The 23,083-nt window shown below is 40.1% G+C and carries 18 protein-coding genes and 1 pseudogene; 14 read left to right on the top strand and 5 right to left on the bottom strand.

Features of this window, described 5'->3' with window-relative positions:
• The first annotated feature begins 7 nt into the window (after positions 1 to 7).
• The gene (locus RWO85_RS06970) at positions 8 to 424 is read left to right on the top strand and encodes a GNAT family N-acetyltransferase (protein ID WP_314414919.1); all 417 of its coding nucleotides are present in this window, start codon (positions 8 to 10) and stop codon (positions 422 to 424) included.
• An 821-nt stretch (positions 425 to 1,245) separates the two neighbouring features.
• On the opposite strand, the gene RWO85_RS06965 is transcribed toward RWO85_RS06970, so the two are convergent.
• Positions 1,246 to 1,338, bottom strand: a complete 93-nt coding sequence (locus RWO85_RS06965) for a type I toxin-antitoxin system Fst family toxin (RefSeq protein ID WP_000970382.1) — start codon at positions 1,336 to 1,338, stop codon at positions 1,246 to 1,248.
• A 45-nt stretch (positions 1,339 to 1,383) separates the two neighbouring features.
• On the opposite strand from RWO85_RS06965, the gene RWO85_RS06960 reads away from it, so the two are divergent.
• Positions 1,384 to 1,743, top strand: coding sequence for a DUF5966 family protein (locus RWO85_RS06960; protein ID WP_399553591.1), 360 nt, complete (start codon positions 1,384 to 1,386; stop codon positions 1,741 to 1,743).
• An 82-nt stretch (positions 1,744 to 1,825) separates the two neighbouring features.
• On the opposite strand, the gene RWO85_RS06955 is transcribed toward RWO85_RS06960, so the two are convergent.
• Positions 1,826 to 2,686: a helix-turn-helix domain-containing protein gene (locus RWO85_RS06955; protein ID WP_064276739.1), complete on the bottom strand. Its 861-nt coding sequence runs from the start codon at positions 2,684 to 2,686 to the stop codon at positions 1,826 to 1,828.
• A 538-nt stretch (positions 2,687 to 3,224) separates the two neighbouring features.
• Between RWO85_RS06955 and RWO85_RS06950 the strand changes: the two genes are divergently transcribed.
• Genes RWO85_RS06950 through RWO85_RS06940 form a run of 3 tightly spaced genes read left to right on the top strand, consistent with a single transcriptional unit; the run spans position 3,225 to position 5,622 of the window.
• Entirely contained in the window at positions 3,225 to 4,160 is a 936-nt protein-coding gene (locus RWO85_RS06950) for an ABC transporter ATP-binding protein (protein WP_314414917.1), read from the top strand.
• A 4-nt stretch (positions 4,161 to 4,164) separates the two neighbouring features.
• Positions 4,165 to 4,893 carry an ABC transporter permease gene (locus RWO85_RS06945; RefSeq protein WP_314414915.1) on the top strand — a complete coding sequence of 243 codons (729 nt, stop codon included), beginning with the start codon at positions 4,165 to 4,167 and terminating at the stop codon, positions 4,891 to 4,893.
• The gene (locus RWO85_RS06940; protein ID WP_314414914.1) at positions 4,894 to 5,622 is read left to right on the top strand and encodes an ABC transporter permease; all 729 of its coding nucleotides are present in this window, start codon (positions 4,894 to 4,896) and stop codon (positions 5,620 to 5,622) included. It begins immediately after the preceding gene.
• 136 nt (positions 5,623 to 5,758) lie between these two features.
• Here the strand turns inward: RWO85_RS06940 and RWO85_RS06935 are convergent, their stop codons facing one another.
• Positions 5,759 to 5,851, bottom strand: a complete 93-nt coding sequence (locus RWO85_RS06935) for a type I toxin-antitoxin system Fst family toxin (RefSeq protein ID WP_000970294.1) — start codon at positions 5,849 to 5,851, stop codon at positions 5,759 to 5,761.
• 133 nt (positions 5,852 to 5,984) lie between these two features.
• Between RWO85_RS06935 and ruvB the strand changes: the two genes are divergently transcribed.
• The 9 genes and pseudogenes from ruvB (at position 5,985) to RWO85_RS06890 (ending at position 17,244) form a co-directional block, all read left to right on the top strand.
• Positions 5,985 to 6,983, top strand: coding sequence for a Holliday junction branch migration DNA helicase RuvB (gene ruvB / locus RWO85_RS06930; protein ID WP_314414912.1), 999 nt, complete (start codon positions 5,985 to 5,987; stop codon positions 6,981 to 6,983).
• Entirely contained in the window at positions 6,964 to 7,536 is a 573-nt protein-coding gene (locus RWO85_RS06925) for a nucleotidyltransferase family protein (RefSeq protein WP_314414909.1), read from the top strand. Before ruvB ends, RWO85_RS06925 begins: the two co-directional genes overlap by 20 nt.
• Positions 7,537 to 7,880: 344 nt before the next feature.
• Entirely contained in the window at positions 7,881 to 8,639 is a 759-nt protein-coding gene (locus RWO85_RS06920) for an isoprenyl transferase (protein WP_314414907.1), read from the top strand.
• Positions 8,640 to 8,647: 8 nt separating this feature from the next.
• Entirely contained in the window at positions 8,648 to 9,451 is an 804-nt protein-coding gene (locus RWO85_RS06915) for a phosphatidate cytidylyltransferase (protein ID WP_261089762.1), read from the top strand.
• Positions 9,452 to 9,472: 21 nt separating this feature from the next.
• On the top strand, positions 9,473 to 10,732 hold the full coding sequence (rseP, locus tag RWO85_RS06910; protein ID WP_314414906.1) for an RIP metalloprotease RseP: 1,260 nt from the start codon (positions 9,473 to 9,475) through the stop codon (positions 10,730 to 10,732).
• 12 nt (positions 10,733 to 10,744) lie between these two features.
• A complete protein-coding gene (locus RWO85_RS06905) occupies positions 10,745 to 12,598 on the top strand; it encodes a proline--tRNA ligase (RefSeq protein WP_084890918.1) in 1,854 nt (617 codons plus the stop codon).
• A 98-nt stretch (positions 12,599 to 12,696) separates the two neighbouring features.
• Positions 12,697 to 14,076 carry a 6-phospho-beta-glucosidase gene (bglA, locus tag RWO85_RS06900; protein ID WP_314414905.1) on the top strand — a complete coding sequence of 460 codons (1,380 nt, stop codon included), beginning with the start codon at positions 12,697 to 12,699 and terminating at the stop codon, positions 14,074 to 14,076.
• Between the two features lie 191 nt (positions 14,077 to 14,267).
• The gene (gene glmS / locus RWO85_RS06895) at positions 14,268 to 16,076 is read left to right on the top strand and encodes a glutamine--fructose-6-phosphate transaminase (isomerizing) (RefSeq protein ID WP_314414903.1); all 1,809 of its coding nucleotides are present in this window, start codon (positions 14,268 to 14,270) and stop codon (positions 16,074 to 16,076) included.
• Between the two features lie 118 nt (positions 16,077 to 16,194).
• A pseudogene (locus tag RWO85_RS06890) lies at positions 16,195 to 17,244 on the top strand (LLM class flavin-dependent oxidoreductase).
• Between the two features lie 99 nt (positions 17,245 to 17,343).
• Here the strand turns inward: RWO85_RS06890 and RWO85_RS06885 are convergent.
• The gene (locus tag RWO85_RS06885) at positions 17,344 to 21,240 is read right to left on the bottom strand and encodes a pullulanase (protein ID WP_314414902.1); all 3,897 of its coding nucleotides are present in this window, start codon (positions 21,238 to 21,240) and stop codon (positions 17,344 to 17,346) included.
• 106 nt (positions 21,241 to 21,346) lie between these two features.
• Positions 21,347 to 22,831, bottom strand: a complete 1,485-nt coding sequence (locus tag RWO85_RS06880) for a M protein trans-acting positive regulator PRD domain-containing protein (protein ID WP_314414900.1) — start codon at positions 22,829 to 22,831, stop codon at positions 21,347 to 21,349.
• Positions 22,832 to 23,083: the final 252 nt, after the last annotated feature.

Genomic DNA, 23,083 nt, shown 5'->3' with positions numbered 1-23,083 from the left:
TGTTGAGATGATTACTATTAAAAAGCAAGAAATTGTCAAGCTAGAGGATGTTTTGCATCTCTATCAGGCTGTCGGTTGGACAAATTATACCCATCAACCAGAGATGCTGGAGCAGGCCTTATCTCATTCATTAGCGATTTATGTGGCACTTGATGGCGATGCTGTGGTGGGCTTGATTCGTTTGGTTGGAGATGGATTCTCATCAGTATTGGTTCAGGATTTAATTGTTTTACCTAGCTATCAGAGCCAAGGGATTGGTAGCGCCTTGATGAAACAGGCTTTAGAGGATTTTAAAGAGGTTTATCAAGTCCAGCTGGCGACAGAACAGACAGAAAAAAATGTAGGATTTTATCGTTCTATAGGTTTTGAAACCTTATCCACCTATGATTGTATAGGAATGATTTGGGTGAATCGAGAAAAATAATAAAATTTGTTTTTTATTAAGCAAAGTTTAAGGCTGGTCTAGTATTATATAGTCATTAAATAAAGACCTCCTAACTTTATTTAATGAAATCCTAAAACTTTTTTCATCATAATCTCCTAATGAAGTCACCTAATCAGGTGGCTTTTTTGTGAGGTGATGGTGATAGTGATTTTCTGCAAAATGGTAGAATCTGAGAAAAAGTTAAGCTAGTTTTAAGCTTTGTCTTGTATCATATAGTTATTAAATAAAGACCTCCTAACTTTATTTAATAAAATCCTAAACTTTTCTTTTTCATCATAATCTCCCTTAACTCCACCCAATCAGGTGGAGTTTTTGGCTCTATTTCAGGCTTTTGGGGAGTTTCCTAAAAATAATTTTCCGATATTTTTCGGTATTTTTCGGATTTTGGTCGGGGAATTGGCGGGGACTTTTTAGCGAATATGATTAAGAAATAGGTCTGTTGTTGCTTCAGCTACTTCAAACTCAATTTGATTGTAAGTGACTGTTAATTGAAGGACTGGAACTGCTGTAATAATGATTTTGCTTGTCCAGTAGTGGCGTATTAAATGAGGAGTGACATGTAAGATTGTCTCTTCGTTTACTAAATCAAAATTTCTATGAAATTGATAGAATCCCTAACTTTCTCTTAATCTTGACCGTTTTGTTGTAAAGCGGTAAAAGCTTGAGAAGCTGAGGATGTAAAGTTTTGACAAATTTTGTGAACTATGGGATAATAAAAAGGAATTGAGTACTAGTTCTATATCATAGGCTAGAAAAGACCCCAAGCTCACGTCCAAATAAGCTTGAGGTCTTTTTTGACACTATTTGTCCTTGTTTAGCCATTTATCGACTAAGCGAAGAACGACACCGACCACAATTGGTCCGATGATAGTTTTGAGTACTAATTCCATCATGGGCTATCTCACCTCCTTTCGTAGGCGGTGTAGCAGTGCCGAACAATATTATATCATAAAATACTCTACTCTCTCAGTAGGATAGAGTGCTTTTGCATTTGGAAAGGAGGAAGTTATAGCTTATTTACTCCTTCTCCCAGTAATTTTTTAGCAGTAGGAGGGATTCTCATACTGTTATGGAGACTCTTTCTTATTGCTAGTGGACTTTTTCTTATTGGTTTTGTCAGTTTCCTTATTTTTGTGGAGGGCTATGGAATTTATCTGTTCTTTACAGAGACTGAACTTTACATGGCAGATTTAGTTCAAAATGGATTATTTGGTTTTACGACATTCTTTATTATCTTTCATTTAGTTTTACTTGTATTAGTAAGTTTGGCGAGATACAAATGGAAGAGGGGATATTAACAAAAGTGGAGAAAACGATATTAGTTCCTCTCCACTTTTACGTTTCTAGCTAATTGGTAATTATAACTTATTACGATTGAAGTCACCTATCCTTATCTTTCAAGAAATGATCAATCTTAGCCATCATGAGCTTGTGCTCGTATATTTTACAGATATCACGAGCCTGTAAATAATAGTCAAGAATTTCATCGTGCTTTAAAAAATCTTTTCCGGCATTTGCAACGATAGTTAAAAGAGGCGCCAGCTGATAGCTGGTCTCTTTTTGTTTACAAAAGTCAATGGTTTCTAAGGCTTCTTGGACGGCTTCTAATTCCTTCCCTTTAGAGTGTAAATAATAGGCGAAATTATGTTTAACTCGAATATAACCAAATAAATACTCTTGGTGGTTTAAATCTTTTTCCTGATACAAACTGATAAGAAGTGAGTTATTTTCTTCGTATTCTGCATCACGCCCTACAGAAAAATAAAAATTAGATAAAGTATTGAGGAGTTTAAGATACACAGATGAGCTGACCGAAAGCTTTGGCAAAGCGTTTTCTAGACTGGCGATAGCTTCATCTTTGGAACTATGTAAGTAGAAAAGGATAATCGCTTGAATCCATAGAAGATAAAATTCATCCTCAGTAGACAGATACTGATACTTTTCTTTTTCTAAGTTTAAGAGGTATTCTAAATCCTCGTAATTACGATCTTCAAGTAATTTTTCTGCTAATTTCTTAAACGGTGCTATATTGGAAGTCATTTCAATCTGTTCATCGAAAAAATAATCTAAGGGAACTTGAAGCCGATTTGCAAGTTTATAGAGTAAATCAGCAGCAGGCATATAGTTGCCACGTTCTATTTTGCTGATTTGGCTTTGCTCACAAATTCCTTCGGAAAGTGTTTTTTGTGAGAATCCTTTTTCTTTTCTCTTGGCTTTTAGTTTATCAGATAATATGCTCATCTTTAAACCTTCTTTAAATAAATTTACGATTAATTATATACTTTTAATCTCTATTTTTCAACTTTCTAACATAAAAATAGTCATAAAGGGATAAAATAAAAAAAAGATGATGAAAAGAATAGTTTTTGTTGACAAAGAATATTTAAAGTAGTACACTTACAAGTGTAAAGATAAGAAAAAGGTGGTTAATATGAGTATTTTAGTAAAGCTTCGTAAAATCATTTTGATATTGTCCTTTTTAGGATTATTAGAAGCGGTTTCTTTTTAGGGAACCTGTAAATCAATCACAATATATCTGGGACTCGAAAATTATACAACAAGCTGCAACAACTAATGGAGTTGATCTGGTACTGTCGGATTGATTTGTTAAACTTTTTGTGAAGTAACATTTATACAATGGATCGTGTCACAGATTGAAGAGCTTAAAGGTGGCTTGTAAGTTTGATATACTCTATTACCCTCTCATATAACTAGTTATACAGGAACTACTCTATTATATCTCTTGATGTGGGTATATAGATATTAGGAGGAGAATAAAATGAGAAATTCAGTAATACAGACATCTAATTTATCAAAATCCTATGATGGGAAAATTATCTTGGATAAGATAGACTTTACGCTAAAACAGGGAGAAATCTATGGCTTACTAGGAAGAAATGGCGCTGGAAAGACAACATTTATCAAAGCTATTTTAGGTTTGACAGTGATGGATAGTGGTGAAGTGAAGATTCTATCTGAAAAACTGTCAGGGGACTTTTCTAAGGACTTGCTATCTCAAATCGGTGTGGTATTGGACAGTGCTTCTTTTTATCCTAATTTAACGGGACCTGAAAATCTCTCTATTTTTGCAAGATTGAGAGGAATTTCGCTAAAACAGGTAGAGCAAGCTTTACAAGTAGTAGGATTAGATGGGGAAAATAAAAAACTATTCAAGCAGTATTCTCTGGGAATGAAGCAAAGGTTAGCAATTGCTAATGCTATTATGCACCAGCCGAAAATTCTGATATTAGATGAACCAACAAATGGTTTGGATCCTATTGGTATCCTTGAAATGCGCCGTTATCTAAAGGAACTCAGTACCAATCATGGCATTTCAATTTTAATATCCAGTCACATTATTTCAGAACTTGAAAAGCTTGTAGATAGAGTTGGGATACTGCATGATGCCTACCTTATGGCTGAAAAGACTATGCAGGAATTAATAGATGGTGCAGATAAAAGGAAAATCCACCTAATTGTTTCAGATGCTTCTCAAGCTAAGGAAGTGCTTTGCAGGATAAATCTGCAAGAACAGATCAGTATTCTTTCGGATACAGAACTTGAACTTCAGGGAGAATCACCTGCTTTTGACATTGCGGTCGTATCTAACTCCTTAAAAGACAACGGAATAGTTCTAAAAGAATATTCTTATAAAAACAATGAAAGTTTAGAGGATTACTTTAAGCGGGTAACAGGAGGTGAGGGAATTGCTTGATTTAGTGAAGATTGAATTTCTCAAACAAAGGCATCAAAAATTGAATTTTGTCGTATATGGTGTTGTTTCCCTCTACCTAGCTCTCATCTGTTATTATGTAAATGATGCGAGAGGCTTGTTTGACTCCTTTCCCTTTGTCTATAAATTTTCTTTGTCTTATTTAAACTTTTTGATTCTCCCTTTGTATTGTGTTTCCTATACAATACAGGCATTTGGTGTAGAATATCGCTATCGCATCATGAACAACTTGAAACTCGCTTCAGCAAATCTAATGAAGACATTCTGGGCTAAGATTTTGTATATTGAAATCAACGCTCTGTGTATCATGTTATTCACCTATATTTCGGTTTCCTTATTTGCACTACTATCTCGCTTTTCTTCAACAGTCAGTTTGTCTTTATTATTCAGATTCTTCTATCTTTGTATGAGTAGTGGTGTCTTAATTCCCATGGGAGTATTTCCTTTAGTTGCTTTGTTCATGATAAAAGTAAGAGGCAAGGAGATAGTTGGAAATTTGGTCGGCGTCATGTATGTTTTAGTGTCATTTTTTTTAGCAAGGACGAGTCCAAATATCAGTCCAGTTACAAGTGCTAACAGTTTAATCTGGGAAGGAAACAGAGAAGGAGTGGTGCTTCAACAGCCAGCTATCTTATCGATTATTGTACTAGGTTTATCTTTACTTGTTTTGTCTTTCTTGTCCATTAAATCTTGGTTAAAAAAGGTGGATGAATAAATGTTGATGCTAGAATTGACTAAACTAAGAAGGCGAAAGATACTGTATATTATTCCCTTTGTAGCCATCCTGCTCTTTTTGTTGGAGTTTATGATTGGTCATCAGATTTATCAAGGGCATTCGTACGGTAGTGTGAATGGCTGGTATGTAGAAAATGGTTTCTTCTTTTTGAACTACTATTTTCTCCTCCCTTTTTCGAGCATGATTTTAGTGGATTTGATAAGAATAGAACAAGTGTCTAAAACGATTTCAAATCTCAGACTGATTCCTGTCAATTTGAAACAATTACTCCAAGCGAAGTTTATGCTTGCTTTGTTGATTAATCTACTAGTCAGTGAATCCACTTTTTTTGCTATGCTGATCCTAGAGCTAATGGATGGTGATTTTACTTTCTCTAGTCTTACAATTTTATCTTGGGGACTTGTTTATGGAGTAATTTCTTTTGCTTACACACTGTTTGCTGGTATTATTGTCCTCTTCTTAGGAAAATATCGGAAGGAACTTATCCTTGCTCTACCACTTGCCTTTTTATTGTCGTTTGCAGGTTTGTTTGCTTTAACAACGGTTGTTGGGAGATATTATCTGGCAAATTTACTACTAATCATCATGGAGGAATTCACGGTTTTAACAGTTTCTGTATATGCCGTGTGGCTGATTACCTTGGTGGCATGTCTCCTTTATTTGTTGGCAGATAAACGCATGATGAACATTATTTTTGATTATAAATGACAAGCCGAGAATGTAAACCTTTGACAAAATGTGTGAACTGTGGGATAATGGAGAGGAATTAAGGATTAGTTCTATATCATGGACTAGAAAAGACCCCAAGCTAACTTCCACATTAAGCTTGGGGTCTTTTTTGACACTATCTATCTTTGTTTAGCCATTTATCGACTAAGCGAAGGATGACACCGACCACAATCGGTCCGATGATAGTTTTAAGGATTAGTTCCATCATGGGCTATCTCACCTCCTTTCGTAGGCGGTGTAGCAGTGCCGTAGAATATTATACCACATAATTGCTAAACTTAGGAGTCACCCAATCAGATGGCTTTTTTGTTTGTGGCTTGGTTTTTTGATATAATAGAGTCATGAGTAGAATTTTAGATAATGAGATAATGGGGGATGAGGAGTTAGTAGAACGCACGCTCCGTCCTCAGTACTTACGTGAATATATCGGGCAGGATAAGGTCAAGGACCAGCTCCAAATCTTTATCGAAGCTGCCAAAATGCGGGATGAAGCGCTGGATCATGTCCTCTTATTTGGACCTCCAGGTTTGGGGAAAACGACCATGGCTTTTGTTATTGCCAATGAACTGGGTGTAAATCTCAAGCAGACTTCGGGTCCAGTCATTGAAAAAGCCGGTGATCTGGTAGCAATTTTGAATGACTTAGAGCCTGGGGATGTCCTTTTTATTGATGAGATTCATCGCTTGCCCATGTCTGTGGAAGAGGTGCTTTATAGTGCTATGGAGGACTTTTACATTGATATCATGATTGGGGCTGGTGAAGGCAGTCGCAGTGTTCATTTGGAGTTGCCACCTTTTACCTTGATTGGTGCGACGACTCGGGCAGGTATGCTCTCAAATCCGTTACGGGCACGTTTTGGGATTACAGGTCATATGGAGTATTATGCCCATGCTGACTTGACGGAAATTGTTGAGCGGACGGCAGATATTTTTGAGATGGAAATCACTCATGAGGCAGCTTCTGAGTTGGCTTTGCGGAGTCGTGGAACCCCTCGTATTGCCAATCGTCTCCTCAAACGTGTGCGCGATTTTGCCCAGATAATGGGGAATGGGGTTATCGATGTTCTTATTACCGATAAGGCTTTGACCATGCTGGATGTTGACCATGAAGGTTTGGATTATGTGGACCAAAAAATCCTTCGTACCATGATTGAGATGTATGGTGGTGGTCCTGTCGGACTAGGAACACTTTCTGTTAATATTGCTGAGGAGCGTGAGACGGTGGAAGACATGTATGAACCTTACTTGATTCAAAAAGGTTTTATCATGCGGACACGGTCTGGACGGGTGGCGACTGCTAAGGCATATGAGCATTTAGGGTATGAATATATTGAAAAATAAGGCTGAAATTTTAGACTCTTTCAGAGAAAATCCGGATATGATGGCTATTTTGACTTTCATCCGAAACCTTGGTCTGAAAGATTCTTGGTTGGCAGCAGGTTCTGTCAGAAATTTTATCTGGAATCTCTTGTCAGAGAGACCAGCATTTGATCTTGAAACAGATGTAGATGTGATTTTCTTTGATCCGGATATTTCTTATGAGGAAACCTTGTTCCTAGAGAAAAAGTTGAGAGCGGATTTTCCTCAGTACCAGTGGGAATTGAAAAATCAGGTCTATATGCACCAGCACAGCCCTCATACTGCTCCCTATAGCAGCTCTTGTGATGCCATGAGTAAGTATCCAGAACGATGTACGGCTGTTGGACTACGCTTGAATGAAGAATCCGATTTTGAACTCTATGCACCTTATGGTTTGGAGGATATTTTGAAGTTTCAAGTTCGTCCAACTCCTCATTTTTTAGAGAATGAAGACCGAATGAAGCTCTATCAAACACGATTATCCAAGAAAAATTGGCAGGAAAAATGGAAAAATTTGATTTTTAAAAATACTTAAGGAAACTTTAAGCTAGGAAGTGTATACTAAGTTCATAAGTTAAGAAGACCTTAACTTAAACTCCTAAAACTTTTTCATAATAATCTCCCTATAAAAATAGAGTCGCCCAATCAGGCGACTTATTTTTTTGAAAAATGGGCTTTGCGCCTGAGAATAATACTCAATGAAAATCAAAGTGCAAACTAGGAAGCTAACCGCAGGTTGCTCAAAACACTGTTTTGAGGTTGCAGATAGAGCTGACGTGGTTTGAAGAGATTTTCGAAGAGTATAAATAGCTTAGTGATAGAAGAAAATAGGGAAATATGGTATAATGAAACGATAGATTTTTGAATAGGAATAAGATCATGTTTGGATTTTTTAAGAAAGATAAGGCTGTGGAAGTAGAGGTTCCGACACAGGTTCCTGCTCATATCGGCATCATCATGGATGGAAATGGCCGTTGGGCTAAAAAACGTATGCAACCGCGAGTTTTTGGACATAAGGCGGGCATGGAAGCATTGCAAACTGTGACCAAGGCAGCCAACAAACTAGGCGTCAAGGTGATTACAGTTTATGCTTTTTCTACGGAAAACTGGACCCGTCCAGATCAGGAAGTCAAGTTTATCATGAACTTGCCAGTAGAGTTTTATGATAATTATGTTCCGGAATTGCATGCGAATAATGTTAAGATTCAAATGATTGGGGAGACAGATCGCCTGCCTAAGCAAACTTTTGAAGCTCTGACTAAAGCTGAGGAATTGACTAAGAACAACACAGGATTGATTCTTAATTTTGCCCTCAACTATGGTGGACGTGCTGAGATTACACAGGCTCTTAAGTTGATTTCTCAGGATGTGTTAGATGCCAAAATCAACCCAGGTGACATCACAGAGGAATTGATTGGCAACTATCTCTTCACCCAGCATTTGCCTAAGGAGTTACGAGACCCAGACTTGATTATCCGTACTAGTGGAGAATTGCGTTTGAGCAATTTCCTTCCATGGCAGGGAGCCTATAGTGAGCTCTATTTTACGGATACCTTGTGGCCTGATTTTGACGAAGCAGCCTTGCAGGAAGCTATTCTTTCCTATAATCGTCGTCATCGTCGATTTGGAGGAGTTTAGGAGGAAATATGACACAGGATTTACAGAAAAGAACCTTGTTTGCAGGGATTGCCCTGGCTATTTTCCTACCAATTTTAATGATTGGTGGCCTCTTGCTGCAGATAGCAATTGGAATCATAGCCATGCTAGCCATGCATGAACTTTTGAAGATGAGAGGTCTAGAGACCATGACAATGGAGGGCCTCTTGACCCTCTTTGCAACCTTTGCTTTGACCATTCCCTTGGAGAATTATCTGACTTTTTTGCCAGTTGATGGGAATGTGGTTGCCTATAGTGTGTTGATTTCAATCATGTTAGGAACGACTGTTTTTAGCAAGTCTTATACGATTGAGGACGCTGTTTTCCCTCTTGCTATGAGTTTCTACGTGGGCTTTGGATTTAATGCCTTACTAGATGCTCGTGTTGCAGGTTTAGATAAGGCGCTTTTGGCCTTGTGTATTGTCTGGGCAACCGATAGTGGTGCTTATCTTGCTGGGATGAACTATGGTAAACGAAAGTTAGCTCCAACGGTTTCTCCAAATAAAACCTTTGAGGGTGCCTTGGGTGGTATTTTAGGTGCGATTTTAGTAACCATCATCTTTATGATGTTTGACAGTACAGTTGCTCTTCCGTATGGAATTTACAAGATGTCAGTCTTTGCTATTTTCTTTAGCATTGCTGGACAATTTGGTGATTTACTAGAAAGTTCGATCAAGCGTCACTTTGGTGTCAAGGATTCTGGGAAATTTATCCCTGGTCATGGTGGTGTTTTGGATCGTTTCGATAGTATGTTGCTTGTATTTCCAATCATGCACTTGTTTGGACTCTTTTAATCAAAAGACGGAGGAAATACTATGCTCGGAATTTTAACCTTTATTCTGGTTTTTGGGATTATTGTAGTGGTGCACGAGTTCGGACACTTCTACTTTGCCAAGAAATCGGGGATTCTAGTGCGTGAATTTGCTATCGGTATGGGGCCTAAAATCTTTGCTCATATTGGCAAGGATGGAACAGCCTATACCATTCGAATCTTGCCTCTGGGTGGCTATGTCCGTATGGCTGGTTGGGGTGATGATACAACTGAAATCAAGACAGGGACTCCTGTCAGTTTGACGCTTACTGATGATGGTAAGGTTAAACGCATCAATCTTTCAGGTAAAAAATTAGATCAAACAGCCCTCCCTATGCAGGTGACCCAGTTTGATTTTGAAGATAAGCTCTTTATCAAAGGATTGGTTCTGGAAGAAGAAAAAACATTTGCAGTGGATCACGATGCAACGGTTGTGGAAGCAGATGGAACTGAGGTTCGGATTGCACCTTTAGATGTTCAATATCAAAATGCGACTATCTGGGGGAAACTGATTACTAATTTTGCAGGTCCTATGAACAACTTTATCTTAGGGGTTGTTGTTTTCTGGATTTTAATCTTCATGCAGGGTGGTGTCAGAGATGTTGATACCAACCAGTTCCATGTCATGCCTCAAGGTGCTTTGGCTAAGGTGGGAGTACCAGAAACGGCTCAGATTACCAAGATTGGCTCACATGAGATTAGCAACTGGGAAAGTTTGATTCAGGCTGTGGAATCAGAAACCAAAGATAAGACAGCCCCGACCTTGGATGTGACTATTTCTGAAAATGGTAGTGACAAACAAGTAACGGTTACCCCAGAAGAAAGTCAAGGGCGTTACCTTATAGGTGTTCAACCGGGAATTAAGTCAGATCTTCTATCCATGTTTGTAGGTGGTTTTACAACTGCTGCTGACTCGGCTCTCCGAATTCTATCAGCTCTGAAAAATCTGATTTTCCAACCGGATTTGAACAAGCTAGGTGGACCTGTTGCCATCTTTAAGGCAAGTAGTGATGCTGCTAAAAATGGAATTGAGAATGTCTTGGACTTCTTGGCAATAATTTCCATCAATATTGGGATTTTTAATCTGATTCCGATTCCAGCCCTGGATGGTGGTAAGATTGTGCTCAATATCCTAGAAGCCATCCGCCGCAAACCATTAAAACAAGAAATTGAAACCTATGTCACCTTGGCCGGAGTGGTCATCATGGTTGTCTTGATGATTGCTGTGACCTGGAATGACATCATGCGACTCTTTTTTAGATAATCGAGGAATATTATGAAACAAAGTAAAATGCCTATCCCAACGCTTCGCGAAATGCCAAGCGATGCTCAAGTTATTAGCCATGCTCTTATGTTGCGAGCTGGTTATGTTCGCCAAGTCTCAGCAGGTGTTTATTCTTACTTACCACTTGCCAACCGTGTGATTGAAAAAGCCAAAAACATCATGCGCCAAGAATTCGACAAGATTGGTGCGGTTGAGATGTTGGCTCCTGCCCTTCTTAGTGCAGAATTGTGGCGCGAATCAGGTCGTTATGAAACTTATGGTGAAGACCTTTACAAACTAAAAAACCGTGAAAAATCAGACTTTATCTTAGGTCCAACTCACGAAGAAACCTTTACAGCTATTGTCCGTGATTCTGTTAAGTCTTACAAGCAATTGCCACTTAACCTTTATCAAATCCAACCTAAGTATCGTGATGAAAAACGTCCGCGTAATGGACTTCTTCGTACACGTGAGTTTATCATGAAGGATGCTTACAGTTTCCACGCTAACTATGATAGCTTGGACAGTGTTTACGATGAGTATAAGGCTGCTTATGAGCGTATTTTTACTCGTAGTGGTTTAGACTTCAAGGCTATTATTGGTGACGGTGGAGCCATGGGTGGTAAGGACAGCCAAGAATTTATGGCCATTACACCTGCTCGTACAGACCTTGACCGCTGGGTTGTCTTGGACAAGTCAGTTGCCTCATTTGATGAAATTCCTGCAGAAGTGCAAGAAGAAATCAAGGCAGAATTGCTTAAATGGATGGTTTCTGGTGAAGATACCATTGCTTACTCAAGTGAGTCTAGCTATGCTGCTAACTTAGAAATGGCAACAAACGAGTACAAACCAAGCAACCGTGTTGTCGCTGAAGAAGAAGTGACTCGTGTTGCAACACCAGATGTTAAATCAATTGATGAAGTAGCAGCCTTCCTAAACGTTCCAGAAGAACAAACGATCAAAACCCTCTTTTACATGGCAGATGGTGAGCTTGTTGCGGCCCTTCTAGTTGGAAATGACCAGCTCAATGAAGTTAAGTTGAAAAATCATTTGGGAGCAGATTTCTTTGACGTTGCGAGTGAAGAAGAAGTGGCGAATCTTGTTCAAGCAGGTTTTGGTTCACTTGGACCAGTTGGTTTGCCAGAGAATGTTAAAATTATTGCAGATCGTAAGGTGCAAGATGTTCGCAATGCAGTGGTCGGTGCTAACGAAGATGGCTACCACTTGACTGGTGTGAATCCAGGTCGTGATTTTACTGCAGAATATGTGGATATCCGTGAAGTTCGTGAGGGTGAAATTTCCCCAGACGGACAAGGTGTCCTTAACTTTGCGCGTGGTATCGAAATTGGTCATATCTTCAAACTTGGCACTCGCTATTCAGCAAGCATGGGAGCAGATGTTTTGGATGAAAATGGTCGTGCTGTGCCAATCATCATGGGATGTTACGGTATCGGTGTCAGCCGTCTCCTTTCAGCAGTGATGGAGCAACACGCTCGCCTCTTTGTTAACAAAACGCCAAAAGGTGAATACCGTTACGCTTGGGGAATCAATTTCCCTAAAGAATTGGCACCATTTGATGTGCACTTGATCACTGTCAATGTCAAGGATGAAGAAGCGCAAGCCTTGACAGAAAAGCTTGAAGCAAGCTTGATGGGAGCTGGTTACGAAGTCTTGACGGATGACCGTAACGAACGTGTTGGAGTGAAATTCAGTGATAGCGACTTGATTGGATTGCCAATCCGTATCACTGTTGGTAAAAAAGCAGCCGATGGCATCGTAGAAGTTAAGATTAAAGCGACTGGTGATACCATCGAAGTTCATGCAGATAACTTGCTCGAAACGCTTGAAATTCTTAGCAAGAAATAAAAACTATAATCAGAAGAAAAACAAGGAAAAAATGTAACTAGTTTTTACCTTGTTTTTTCTGTATAATGGGAAAAATGAGTAGATAAAGAGGTAAATATATGCTAAGATTTCCAAAGGATTTTGTCTGGGGATCCTCCACTTCTGGGCCCCAGACAGAAGGGCGTGTAGCTGGTGACGGTAAGGGAGATAATCTCTGGGATTATTGGTACCAAGTGGAGCCAAATCGTTACTATAATGGGATTGGTCCAGATAAGACATCGACCTTTTATGAAAACTGGGAACAGGATATCGAGCTACTGGTAGAAACTGGTCACACGGCCTTTCGGACTTCTATTCAGTGGTCACGGATTTTTCCACAAGGGCGTGGGGAAGTCAATCCTCAAGGTGCAGACTTTTACCGTAAGGTTTTTGAGGCTATTAAGGCCAAAGGGATTCGTCTTTTAGTCAATCTTTATCATTTTGATTTGCCTTTTGCCCTTCAAGAGGATGGTGATGGTTGGGAAAATAAGGCGACTGTCTCAGCCTATGAAGACTATGCTCGTTTTTGTTTTGAGACTTATGGAGATTTAGTGGATCAATGGATTACTTTTAACGAGCCCATCGTTCCTGTAGAATTTGGCTATTTTTACGATGCCCATTATCCACATAAGGTGGATGCAGAGTCAGCCGTCAAAGTAGCTTATCATACACAATTGGCCAGCAGTCAGGCGGTTAAGGCCTGTCATGAACTTTTGCCAGATTCCAAGATTGGGATTGTTCTCAACTTGACACCGGCTTATCCACGTAGCCAGCATCCTGCTGATGTCAAGGCAGCTCGTATTGCGGCCCTTTTTCAGGCCCAATCTTTCTTAGATACGTCTGTTTTGGGGACTTATCCACAGGAGTTGGTAGAAATCTTACATGAACACGGTCTCTTGCCTGATGCTACAGAGGAGGAGTTGGAGCTCATTCGTGACAATACGGTAGACTTCCTAGGTGTCAACTACTATCAACCTTTGCGTGTTATGGCGCCTCGATTTGCTAAGCATCCAGAGAGTCCACTCTTACCAGAACATTTTTACGAGCCTTATGTGATGCCTGGACGTAAAATCAATCCTCATCGTGGCTGGGAGATTTATGAGCAAGGGATTTATGACATTGCCCAAAATATCAAGGAAAATTATGGTAATATTGAGTGGATGTTGACAGAGAATGGTATGGGGGTTGAAGGAGAGGAAAAATTCCGTCAAGATGGAATGATTCAAGATGATTATCGTATTGACTTTGTAAAAGGTCATCTTCGTGAACTTCACCGTGCTATTGAAGACGGAGCTAATTGTAAGGGCTACTTGATTTGGACCTTTATCGATTGTTGGTCATGGCTCAATAGCTATAAAAATCGCTACGGTTTGGTTGAATTAGACTTGGAAACGCAAGAACGTCGTCTGAAGAAATCAGGGCACTGGTTCAAGGAATTAAGCGACAATAATGGATTTTAAAAAGGACTCTGACTGATTATCCTAATTGGTCAGAGTCTTTTGCTTACAGGAGCTTAATTTGAACTATACCAATTTTAACTCTTGACAAGTGAAAGAAACAAGTATATACTGTTTTTGCTGATTCTATAAAAGAGGAATTAGACTATACCAATTTTAAGGAGAAAGCACAGCTGGTCTGTGTCGTATATACTATGTGTGGAATTGTTGGTGTTGTTGGAAACACAAATGCAACTGATATTTTGATTCAAGGGCTTGAAAAGCTCGAATACCGTGGCTATGATTCTGCGGGAATTTTTGTCCTAGGTGGTGCTGAAAATCACCTAGTCAAGGCTGTCGGTCGTATCGCAGAATTGTCTGCTAAGACAGCTGGCGTTGAGGGAACGACTGGTATCGGACATACTCGTTGGGCAACTCATGGGAAACCAACTGAGGACAATGCTCACCCACACCGCTCTGAGACAGAACGTTTTGTCTTGGTTCACAATGGGGTGATTGAGAACTATCTTGAAATCAAGGAAGAATACCTTGCTGGGCACTACTTCAAGGGGCAAACAGATACTGAAATCGCTGTTCACTTGATTGGAAAATTTGCGGAAGAAGAAGGTCTCTCTGTTCTTGAAGCCTTCAAAAAAGCTCTTCACATCATTCGTGGTTCTTATGCTTTTGCTTTGGTTGACTCACAAGATCCTGAAGTCATCTACGTAGCGAAGAATAAATCACCACTTTTGATTGGTCTTGGAGAAGGCTATAACATGGTCTGCTCAGATGCTATGGCTATGATTCGTGAAACCAACCAATACATGGAAATTCATGACCAAGAGTTGGTCATCGTCAAGGCTGATAGTGTGGAAATTCAAGACTATGATGGTAATAGTCATGAGCGTGCTAGCTATACTGCGGAACTTGACTTGTCAGATATCGGTAAGGGAACTTATCCTTACTACATGCTCAAGGAAATTGATGAGCAACCAACGGTTATGCGTAAACTCATCCAAGCCTACACAGATGAGGCTGGTCAAGTTGTCGTAGAACCAGCTATCATCAAGGCTGTTCAAGACGCAGACCGTATCTACATCCTTGCAGCTGGAACATCTTACCACGCAGGATTTGCTTCTAAGAAGATGTTGGAAGAATTGACAGATACACCAGTTGAGCTTGGAATCTCATCTGAGTGGGGCTACGGTATGCCACTTCTCAGCAAGAAACCACTCTTCATCTTTATCAGCCAGTCTGGTGAAACAGCGGATAGCCGTCAGGTTTTGGTCAAGGCTAATGAAATGGGAATCCCAAGCTTGACAGTGACAAACGTCCCAGGTTCAACCCTTTCACGTGAGGCCAATCATACTATGCTCCTTCACGCAGGTCCTGAAATTGCCGTAGCATCAACCAAGGCCTATACAGCACAAATTGCAGCCCTTGCTTTTCTTGCAAAAGCAGTAGGAGAAGCAAATGGCAATGCTAAAGCGCAAGCCTTTGACTTGGTTCATGAGTTGTCAATCGTAGCTCAGTCTATCGAATCAACTCTTTCAGAGAAAGAAACCATTGAAGCTAAGGTTCGTGAGCTTCTTGAAACAACTCGTAACGCCTTTTACATCGGACGTGGTCAAGATTACTATGTAGCCATGGAAGCAAGTCTCAAACTTAAAGAGATTTCTTACATCCAGTGTGAAGGCTTTGCGGCAGGAGAACTCAAGCACGGAACTATTGCCTTGATTGAAGAAGGAACGCCTGTCTTGGCTCTCTTGTCAGATCCAGTCCTTGCCAACCACACTCGTGGAAATATCCAAGAGGTGGCAGCCCGTGGTGCCAAAGTTCTCACTATCGCAGAAGAAAATGTTGCCAAAGAGACAGACGACATCGTTCTTACGACCGTCCACTCTTACCTTTCACCAATTTCAATGGTCGTACCAACGCAATTAGTCGCTTACTTTGCAACTCTGCACCGTGGGCTTGATGTGGATAAACCACGTAACCTTGCTAAGTCAGTAACGGTAGAATAAGCTAAAAAAGTCTAGTTATCTAGGCTTTTTCTTGTGAGCAAATCGGTTGCTTGTAGTCAAGTTTCGTGTTAGAATAATTTTTCAAAATGAAGGACAGAAATATACAGGGAGAATTACCATGGTAGAATTGGGAATTTCGACATTTGGGGAAACAACGGAGCTTGAGGGGACTGGACAGACTTACAGTCATTCCGAACGTATTCGCCAGTTGGTGGCAGAGATTGAACTGGCTGACAAGGTTGGTTTGGATGTGTATGGGATTGGTGAGCACCATTGAGCGGATTTTGCAGTGTCGGCTCCAGAGATTATTTTGGCAGCTGGGGCAGTTAATACCAAGAAAATCTGTTTGACCAGTGCAGTTAGCATTCTGTCAAGCATGGACCCGATTCGCTTGTCCCAACAGTATGCCACTATCGATGCTTTGTCAAATGGACGTGCGGAGATTATGGCTGGAAGGGGTTCTTTCACGGAATCTTTTCCCCTGTTTGGATATGATTTGAAAGACTACGAAGCGCTTTTTGATGAGAAATTAGACTTGCTACAGTTAGTTAATGAAAAGACCAAGTTAGACTGGCAAGGCCGATTGACCCAAACAATCTCTGGCAAAGAAGTTTATCCTCGTCCAGTTCAGGACAAATTGCCCTTGTGGATAGCGACAGGTGGTCATGTCGAATCAACAGTGAAGATTGCTCAGGCAGGTCTACCGATTGTTTATGCCATTATTGGTGGCAATCCGCGTTATTTTAAAAAGTTGATTCAGACTTATCGTGAGATTGGGAGCTAAGCGGGTTATGCCAGTCAGGAACTAAAGGTTGGAGCCCATTCTTGGGGTTGGATTGCTGAAGATGGCGAGCAGGCGGTGAAAGATTATTTCCATCCAACCAAGCAAGTGGTGGATGCCATTTCCAAAGACCGTCCGCACTGGCAGGAATTGCGTTATGAGCAATATTTGGAGCAAGTTGGGCCAAATGGTACTATGTTTGTGGGCAATCCAGATCAGGTGGCCGAAAAAATGATTCGCATGATTGAAGACTTAGGTTTGGACCGCTTCATGCTCCATCTACCTCTTGGTTCTATGCCTCATAATCAGGTTCTAAGAGCTATTGAACTCTTCGGCACACAAGTTGCACCCAAAGTACGGGAATACTTTGCCATGAAAGAGGCTTAATAAAAAATCCTAATCAAGTTTATTAGGATAACAAATATTGTACAAAAATCAATCCCCCGAGCGTTAAGGCTTGGGGGATTGTTCTATAGGAGGGCTAGTTTAGTTCTCTTTTTTGTTTTTTAGTAAGAACCCGAGACCTAGAAGTGCAAGGAGACTAATTCCTGTGAACAGGAGTTTGTGATCGTTTTTGGTTCCTGTATTTGGAAGTTCAGCTTGTTTAGCTGGGGTTGCAGGTGTATTATCCTTGCTAGAGTTTTCTACCGATTCGTTTTGAACAGCTTCACTTACAGATGCTGCTTGTGCTTCTTGTGTTGGTTGTGAAGCTTGTGAATCAGTTGTAGCTTGGCTAGGTTTATTTTCCGCATCAGCTACTTTTGTATCTGGTTTTGCAGAATCAGGTTTAGTTTGTGGAGCTGGAGTTTGCTGTTCCGGTTTGACTACTTGGTTTGACATATTGTCTTGGCTGTCATTTTGCCCTTGTTCTTGTTTTAAGCTAGAAAGGTCAAATTCTGGTTTTTCTTCCACAGCTGGGGCGACAATTGCACCGCCTTGAGAGACTCGAAGAACAGTAGCTGTAAGGGCATTTAATTTCAAGCCTTTTTCAGTCCATTCAAGGCCTTGAGGGTTGGCAATTCCGACTGGTCCTGCTTGGTTTTCATCTGCTAAAACTTCAGCGTTTCTTAGATGTGCAAAGGCAGTTCCTAAATTAAATTCGCGAGCTTTTTCGTCCGCATTGACAAAGACTGCATAGATGTCTCCGTTTGGAGCAGTGATTTGGTAGCCAATCACTACGTCCTCTTTTTCCACGCCATTTTGGCCTGGGACAGTGATGAGGTGGACACGGTCTTTGATATCTTGGAGGCTCTTAAGTCGGAAGGCGTCTGTAGATTGACGAAGGGCAATCAAACCTTTCATATAGTTACGGCTCTTGACATTTTCAGGATATGCTTTTCCATCTGTAGCCTTAGTCCAGTCAAACTTGTTAATAGCATCACTCGAATCGTAAGAGTCATGGATGAAGTAAGGATAGTCAAACGGATTGCCGTCCTTATCACGCAACAAGTGAGATTTGTTTGGTTGTTTGTCCTCTGCTACTGGAGTCTTGTAGGCTGGGTCACGGAATTGTTTGGTACGTCCGTATTCCTGACCAGAGTGGATAAATGGAGTTCCTTGAGCTGTCAAGACCATGAGGTTTCCAAGTCGCAAACGACGATGGATTTCAGCATAGTTCTCAGCCTTGCTTGGGTCTTTTTTGATAGATTGGGCGATGATGTCAAAGAGGGTCAAGTTATCATGGGCTGCGATGTATTGGATGACATCTCCAGGGCTGTCTGCTTCAAAGTTAGTTGGTTGAGCAATTAGATTTTTAAAGATAGTGTTGATATCACGCTTGCCACCTGTGATAAAGGCAGGTTGACCTTCGTTTGGATAACCAGACTTGAGGTTGTTACGGATGTCGTCTGAGAAGACAGCGACAGTATCGGTATGTTTCATCCAATCTTGGTCAGCAGCTTTAGTAGGCATATTTTCATCACCAGCATAGGTTCTCCAACCTTCACCTAGCATGATGAGGTTTGGATTGAGGGCGCGTGCAGCCTTGTAAGCTTCTTCGATAGAAGCGGCGTCATGGTCTCCCATCATATCGAAGCGGAATCCATCCACTTTGTAGGTATCAACTAGATATTTGATAGAATCAACTAGGAGGCGTTTGGTCATATGGTGAGTTGTCCCCAAGCGTCCACCACCAAAGCTAGTTCGTGGTGTGCCATCAGCATCCATAAAATGGTAGTAGTTTGGCTCTAAGTCTTCGAAGATATCGACTTTGGCTGTATGGTTATACACTACGTCTAGGATAGCTCCCATGCCACGCTTGTGGATCTCGTTGATGAGGTTTTTAAATTCTGCGATTCGTTTTTCTGGATTTTTAGGATCGCTTGAGTACATACCAGTCAAAGAGAAGTAGTTTTGAGGGTCATATCCCCAGTTGTAGTTGCTGTTGCTTGAAGCATAGTCAGACAAGCGTTCATGGTTTTTCAATTCATTGACAAAGTAGTAAGACAAGACTGGAAGGAGCTGGATGTGGGTTACACCCAAGTCTTTGAGATAGTCTAGTTTTTCGATAAAGGCTTCAAAGGTACCAAATGGTTTGGTCAAGTCTTTTGCAATGGCCGGGTCTGAAGTGAAGTCACGAACATGAGCTTCATAGATGACGGCATCTTCACGAGTCTTGAAGTTGTGAATCTTACCATAAGTCAAGTCTTGAGGTCCTAGTTTGGCTGGATCTACAAAGGCAGCTTTAGCCACTTTATGAGCATCGTCAATCTTGGCATCGTCACTATTCCAAGCAGCGAGAGATTTAGCGTAAGGATCGAGTGCAAGAACAGTTTTACCTTGACGCTCGATTTGGTATTGATAATAGTAGCCAGTGAAATCTGTGATTCCTAGTTTGTTTGTGCTATCTAGAGTTTGTTTCCAAGTTCCTCTTTCCCCTTTTTCAAGAGCGACAGTTCCAACTACTTTTTCAGGGTCATTCTTGTCGTAGACAACGACAGAAACCTTATCAGCACTTGGTGACCAGAGAGTTAAATCAACCTGTTTTCCTTCTTCTTTGAGTTCAGCTCCAAGTTTACCATCATAGCTGTAAGTCTCATCTTTAAGACGCCAGCTTGTTTTGGTAGTGAATTTGTCAGAGTTGTAGCTAACGGTATAAGGATGTTTTGTGTCAGAGAAATCTCCGCTGTAGGTCACTTTCTTACCAGCTTCATCGATTGCAACATCAGTGATAGTTACTTTGTTTCCTAGATGATTAGTGATGTTGGAGTGTTTGAGGATATCTTCTTTTTTAGCACCGACAAGTGTTGAAAAACTACTTTCAATGCTAGAAGTTCCTACGTGTTGAGCTCCTGTCATGCGGATATCGTGCACATAGTATGGATTTGTGTAAATCGATTCGTCATCATCTTTTAGGAAAATTTGGCTATGATTTTTTAAATCTGTGAACTTATAGTCTTCTTTACGGATTTTCACATCGTCTCCTTGTTTCTTTCTGTCTAGTAATAAAAATCCAAGATCTTTAGCTGCATCTTTGAGTGGAATATCGATATAGCGACCATATTTGCCTGTAGCAGTAAAGTCTGTTCCGTTAGGCCATTCACCACTACTTGGATTTTTCACATCTCCCCAGTACCAGAGAGATTTCTTGTCATAGTTGCCATCTGTACGGTAGTAGTTGACGCGAATAGTTCCTGCAGGTTGTGGCTCGTAAGAGAAAACCTTGTGATCTTGGTCCAACCAAGCCTCATTCATCTTTGGTGCCAGTTTTTCTACCGATTTATCGCCGGTTAGATTTTTTCCAGCTGTATTATTGATGAGGAAGCTAATTTTCTTGGCTTGTTCTCCCTTTAATTTGATATCTAGGTAATAGCCGTAGTCATCTTTTTTGGCATCCTTAAAGGATAAGGCTCCGTTAGGCCAGTTTTCAGAAGGTTTTTCAACATCGTCCCAAGTCCATAGTCCTTGAGCATCCCTGTTTTCTTCAGGAAGTTTTTTGACGTGGATACGGAAGTAGTTGTCTTCGATTGGCTCTTCCGCTTTAGTTTCAGTCGTTACTGGACTCGTAGAAGTGGTTGGCTCACTTGAACGATCTTGTCCAGTTTGTGGTGCTGAATCAGCTGGGCTTGCAGCAGGACTAAGTGTCTCTGTTGCAGGTTTTTCTTCTTTTTTCTCTAGGGAAGCGTTTGCATTTTCAGGTGCAGAAAGATCACTTTCTTTCTTACCAGTGCTAGCTGCTGTATCATTAAGAGGTTGTGCAAGGGCAGTAGTAGTTTCACTATTACTTGCGTTAGTGGTTGTAGTATTTTCCTTGGCTGAGATAGTTGGTGTAGCAATGGCAAGTAGGACAAGGCTTGCTCCGATAAGGGCAGAACCAGTTCCATTCTTGAGGGAACGGATGCTGTAGACCATTTTTTTCTCAGTGTGAGAAATTGTTCTTTTCATAATCATTCTCCTATAAATGAATTTCTTTATCAGTATAGCATGTAGTAAAACAATATGCAAGCGTTTTCTTAAAATTGAAACAAAAGAAAAATCGCAACAGATTTTGTTACGATTCAGGCAGTCTTTCTTTATGAATTTGAGAAGCCAGAAGGTGGAGATGGTGGAATAATTCTGAAGTAGAGAAGTTACGATTATAGATAATTGGTTTAGGAGAGTTAGCGACAGGAAAGGTGGTAATAACAATATCGTGAGGGATTTGATTGAGAATTGAGAATGAAATAGTAGCTTCTTCCCAAGAATCAAAGAGATAGAGATTATTGCCGTAGTGAGTTAGGGTGTCGATTAGATTTTGTGCATGATGACTATCCAGATGACTAATGACTAAAACACGTATTTTGGGAAGTTTTTGAAGTAATTGGACTAAAATTCGTTGCCCTAGGATAGAAAAGGTGTAGACAAGTTCTTGTAGCTTACTTGGGTGATTTTCCAGTCTCATTTCAGTCAGATAAGATTGGAATTTGTGTTGACTTACTTCAAATAGTTTTGGGAATTCTGCTTGATAATTGCTTAAAATTTGGGATTTCTGTCTGTCGAGAGACTGGTTACTGAGTAAATGGAAGAAATCGGATTGGGCAGTGTAGTGGAGGAGCCAAACCAATTCCTCGCGATTTTCAATCTGTAGGTGAAATTCTTTGGCCAGTTCTTCTAGAATTTGGCTCAATAAACGGTAGGATTTTTGGATATGATTAATGTCTCCTAACGCTCCACTACTAGGATTAGTTACGATTTGAGGAGACTTTACTGGAGTTAAAAATAGCTGTTCCAGTGTTTCCTTTTTCGGTTCAAAATAGAGCTTTTTAGCTAGCTTCTTAATATTTTCTTCAAACTGCGGAATTTGTATGAGAGAACTGTAGTGACTGATTAAAAGAGGAGTAGGATTTTCAATCAAATGACTCTTATTAAAGCGCTCCAGATTGATAGCTAGAGTGTATTTGATTTGCCGTAAGCTACTGAGGTTGGGTGAAATTTGTTGGGCGTCCAAAAATAGTTGAATCAAGTGAGTGAGTGATTCTTCAGAAATAGAAGGGAAGGGCCAATCTAGAAAGTCGTAACTTTGGCTAAAGTAGTCTAGATAAAAGGCACGAATGTCCTCTTCTGCTCCATTTATGACTAAAGGAGAAAGTTGGATGCTAATGCCATAATGTTGCGGAAGTTCAGTATTTAGATGCTGGATAATTTCCTGAACTCGTTCGCAGCTAATCATAAGTTCCTGACACATTTGCTCAAGTGATTGTCCCTCTTTGAAAAATAGACAGTTCAAAAAAGAATAGGTTTCAGATTGTTTAAAAATCGCAATCCTAGGATCCAAGGTGTTTTGGAAGTCAAACTGCAATTGAATGGCTTTTTTTCTTGATTGTATCAGGAGGTTTGGAAATAATTGCTCGAGCTTTAAAAGGTGTTCTTGCAATTCTTCGATTGAACAATTCAGCTTCTCAGCCAAGACTGAAAGTTCTATCCAATCATGGTGCTTGATTAATTCTTCCAGTAACATTAGCAAATTCTGTTCTGTTTCAGAAAGCAAAATATCCATAATAAACCTCCATATATATTTATACATATATATTAAAAGAAAAACCTGGTAAAGTCAAGAAAAACAGCCTAGGATAAAATAGGGAAATCTGAATTTACTATATTTTTATTGGACTATTAAACTGAAAATGAAGTTTGCAAAGTAATAGTTGAATTCAATTTTTTATAGGAAAAAATTTACCAAAAATCTACAGAATCCCTTGAAAAATCTAGCTAAATAGGGTATAATATGAGTAATCATTTGTCGTAGGTT

The sequence above is a fragment of the uncultured Streptococcus sp. genome (genome assembly GCF_963521865.1).
GTDB lineage: Bacteria > Bacillota > Bacilli > Lactobacillales > Streptococcaceae > Streptococcus.
Note: the sequence above shows the minus strand (reverse complement) of the source record. Positions and strands in the feature narration are given on the sequence as shown.

Bases quoted from the DNA above. Each gene is read 5' to 3' on its own strand.
- RWO85_RS06970 (WP_314414919.1), top strand. From the start codon at position 8: ATGATTACTATTAAAAAGCAAGAAATTGTCAAGCTAGAGGATGTTTTG.
- RWO85_RS06965 (WP_000970382.1), bottom strand. From the start codon at position 1,338: ATGATGGAATTAGTACTCAAAACTATCATCGGACCAATTGTGGTCGGT.
- RWO85_RS06955 (WP_064276739.1), bottom strand. From the start codon at position 2,686: ATGAGCATATTATCTGATAAACTAAAAGCCAAGAGAAAAGAAAAAGGA.
- RWO85_RS06950 (WP_314414917.1), top strand. From the start codon at position 3,225: ATGAGAAATTCAGTAATACAGACATCTAATTTATCAAAATCCTATGAT.
- RWO85_RS06940 (WP_314414914.1), top strand. From the start codon at position 4,894: ATGTTGATGCTAGAATTGACTAAACTAAGAAGGCGAAAGATACTGTAT.
- RWO85_RS06935 (WP_000970294.1), bottom strand. From the start codon at position 5,851: ATGATGGAACTAATCCTTAAAACTATCATCGGACCGATTGTGGTCGGT.
- ruvB (WP_314414912.1), top strand. From the start codon at position 5,985: ATGAGTAGAATTTTAGATAATGAGATAATGGGGGATGAGGAGTTAGTA.
- RWO85_RS06925 (WP_314414909.1), top strand. From the start codon at position 6,964: ATGAATATATTGAAAAATAAGGCTGAAATTTTAGACTCTTTCAGAGAA.
- RWO85_RS06920 (WP_314414907.1), top strand. From the start codon at position 7,881: ATGTTTGGATTTTTTAAGAAAGATAAGGCTGTGGAAGTAGAGGTTCCG.
- RWO85_RS06915 (WP_261089762.1), top strand. From the start codon at position 8,648: ATGACACAGGATTTACAGAAAAGAACCTTGTTTGCAGGGATTGCCCTG.
- rseP (WP_314414906.1), top strand. From the start codon at position 9,473: ATGCTCGGAATTTTAACCTTTATTCTGGTTTTTGGGATTATTGTAGTG.
- RWO85_RS06905 (WP_084890918.1), top strand. From the start codon at position 10,745: ATGAAACAAAGTAAAATGCCTATCCCAACGCTTCGCGAAATGCCAAGC.
- bglA (WP_314414905.1), top strand. From the start codon at position 12,697: ATGCTAAGATTTCCAAAGGATTTTGTCTGGGGATCCTCCACTTCTGGG.
- glmS (WP_314414903.1), top strand. From the start codon at position 14,268: ATGTGTGGAATTGTTGGTGTTGTTGGAAACACAAATGCAACTGATATT.
- RWO85_RS06885 (WP_314414902.1), bottom strand. From the start codon at position 21,240: ATGAAAAGAACAATTTCTCACACTGAGAAAAAAATGGTCTACAGCATC.
- RWO85_RS06880 (WP_314414900.1), bottom strand. From the start codon at position 22,831: ATGGATATTTTGCTTTCTGAAACAGAACAGAATTTGCTAATGTTACTG.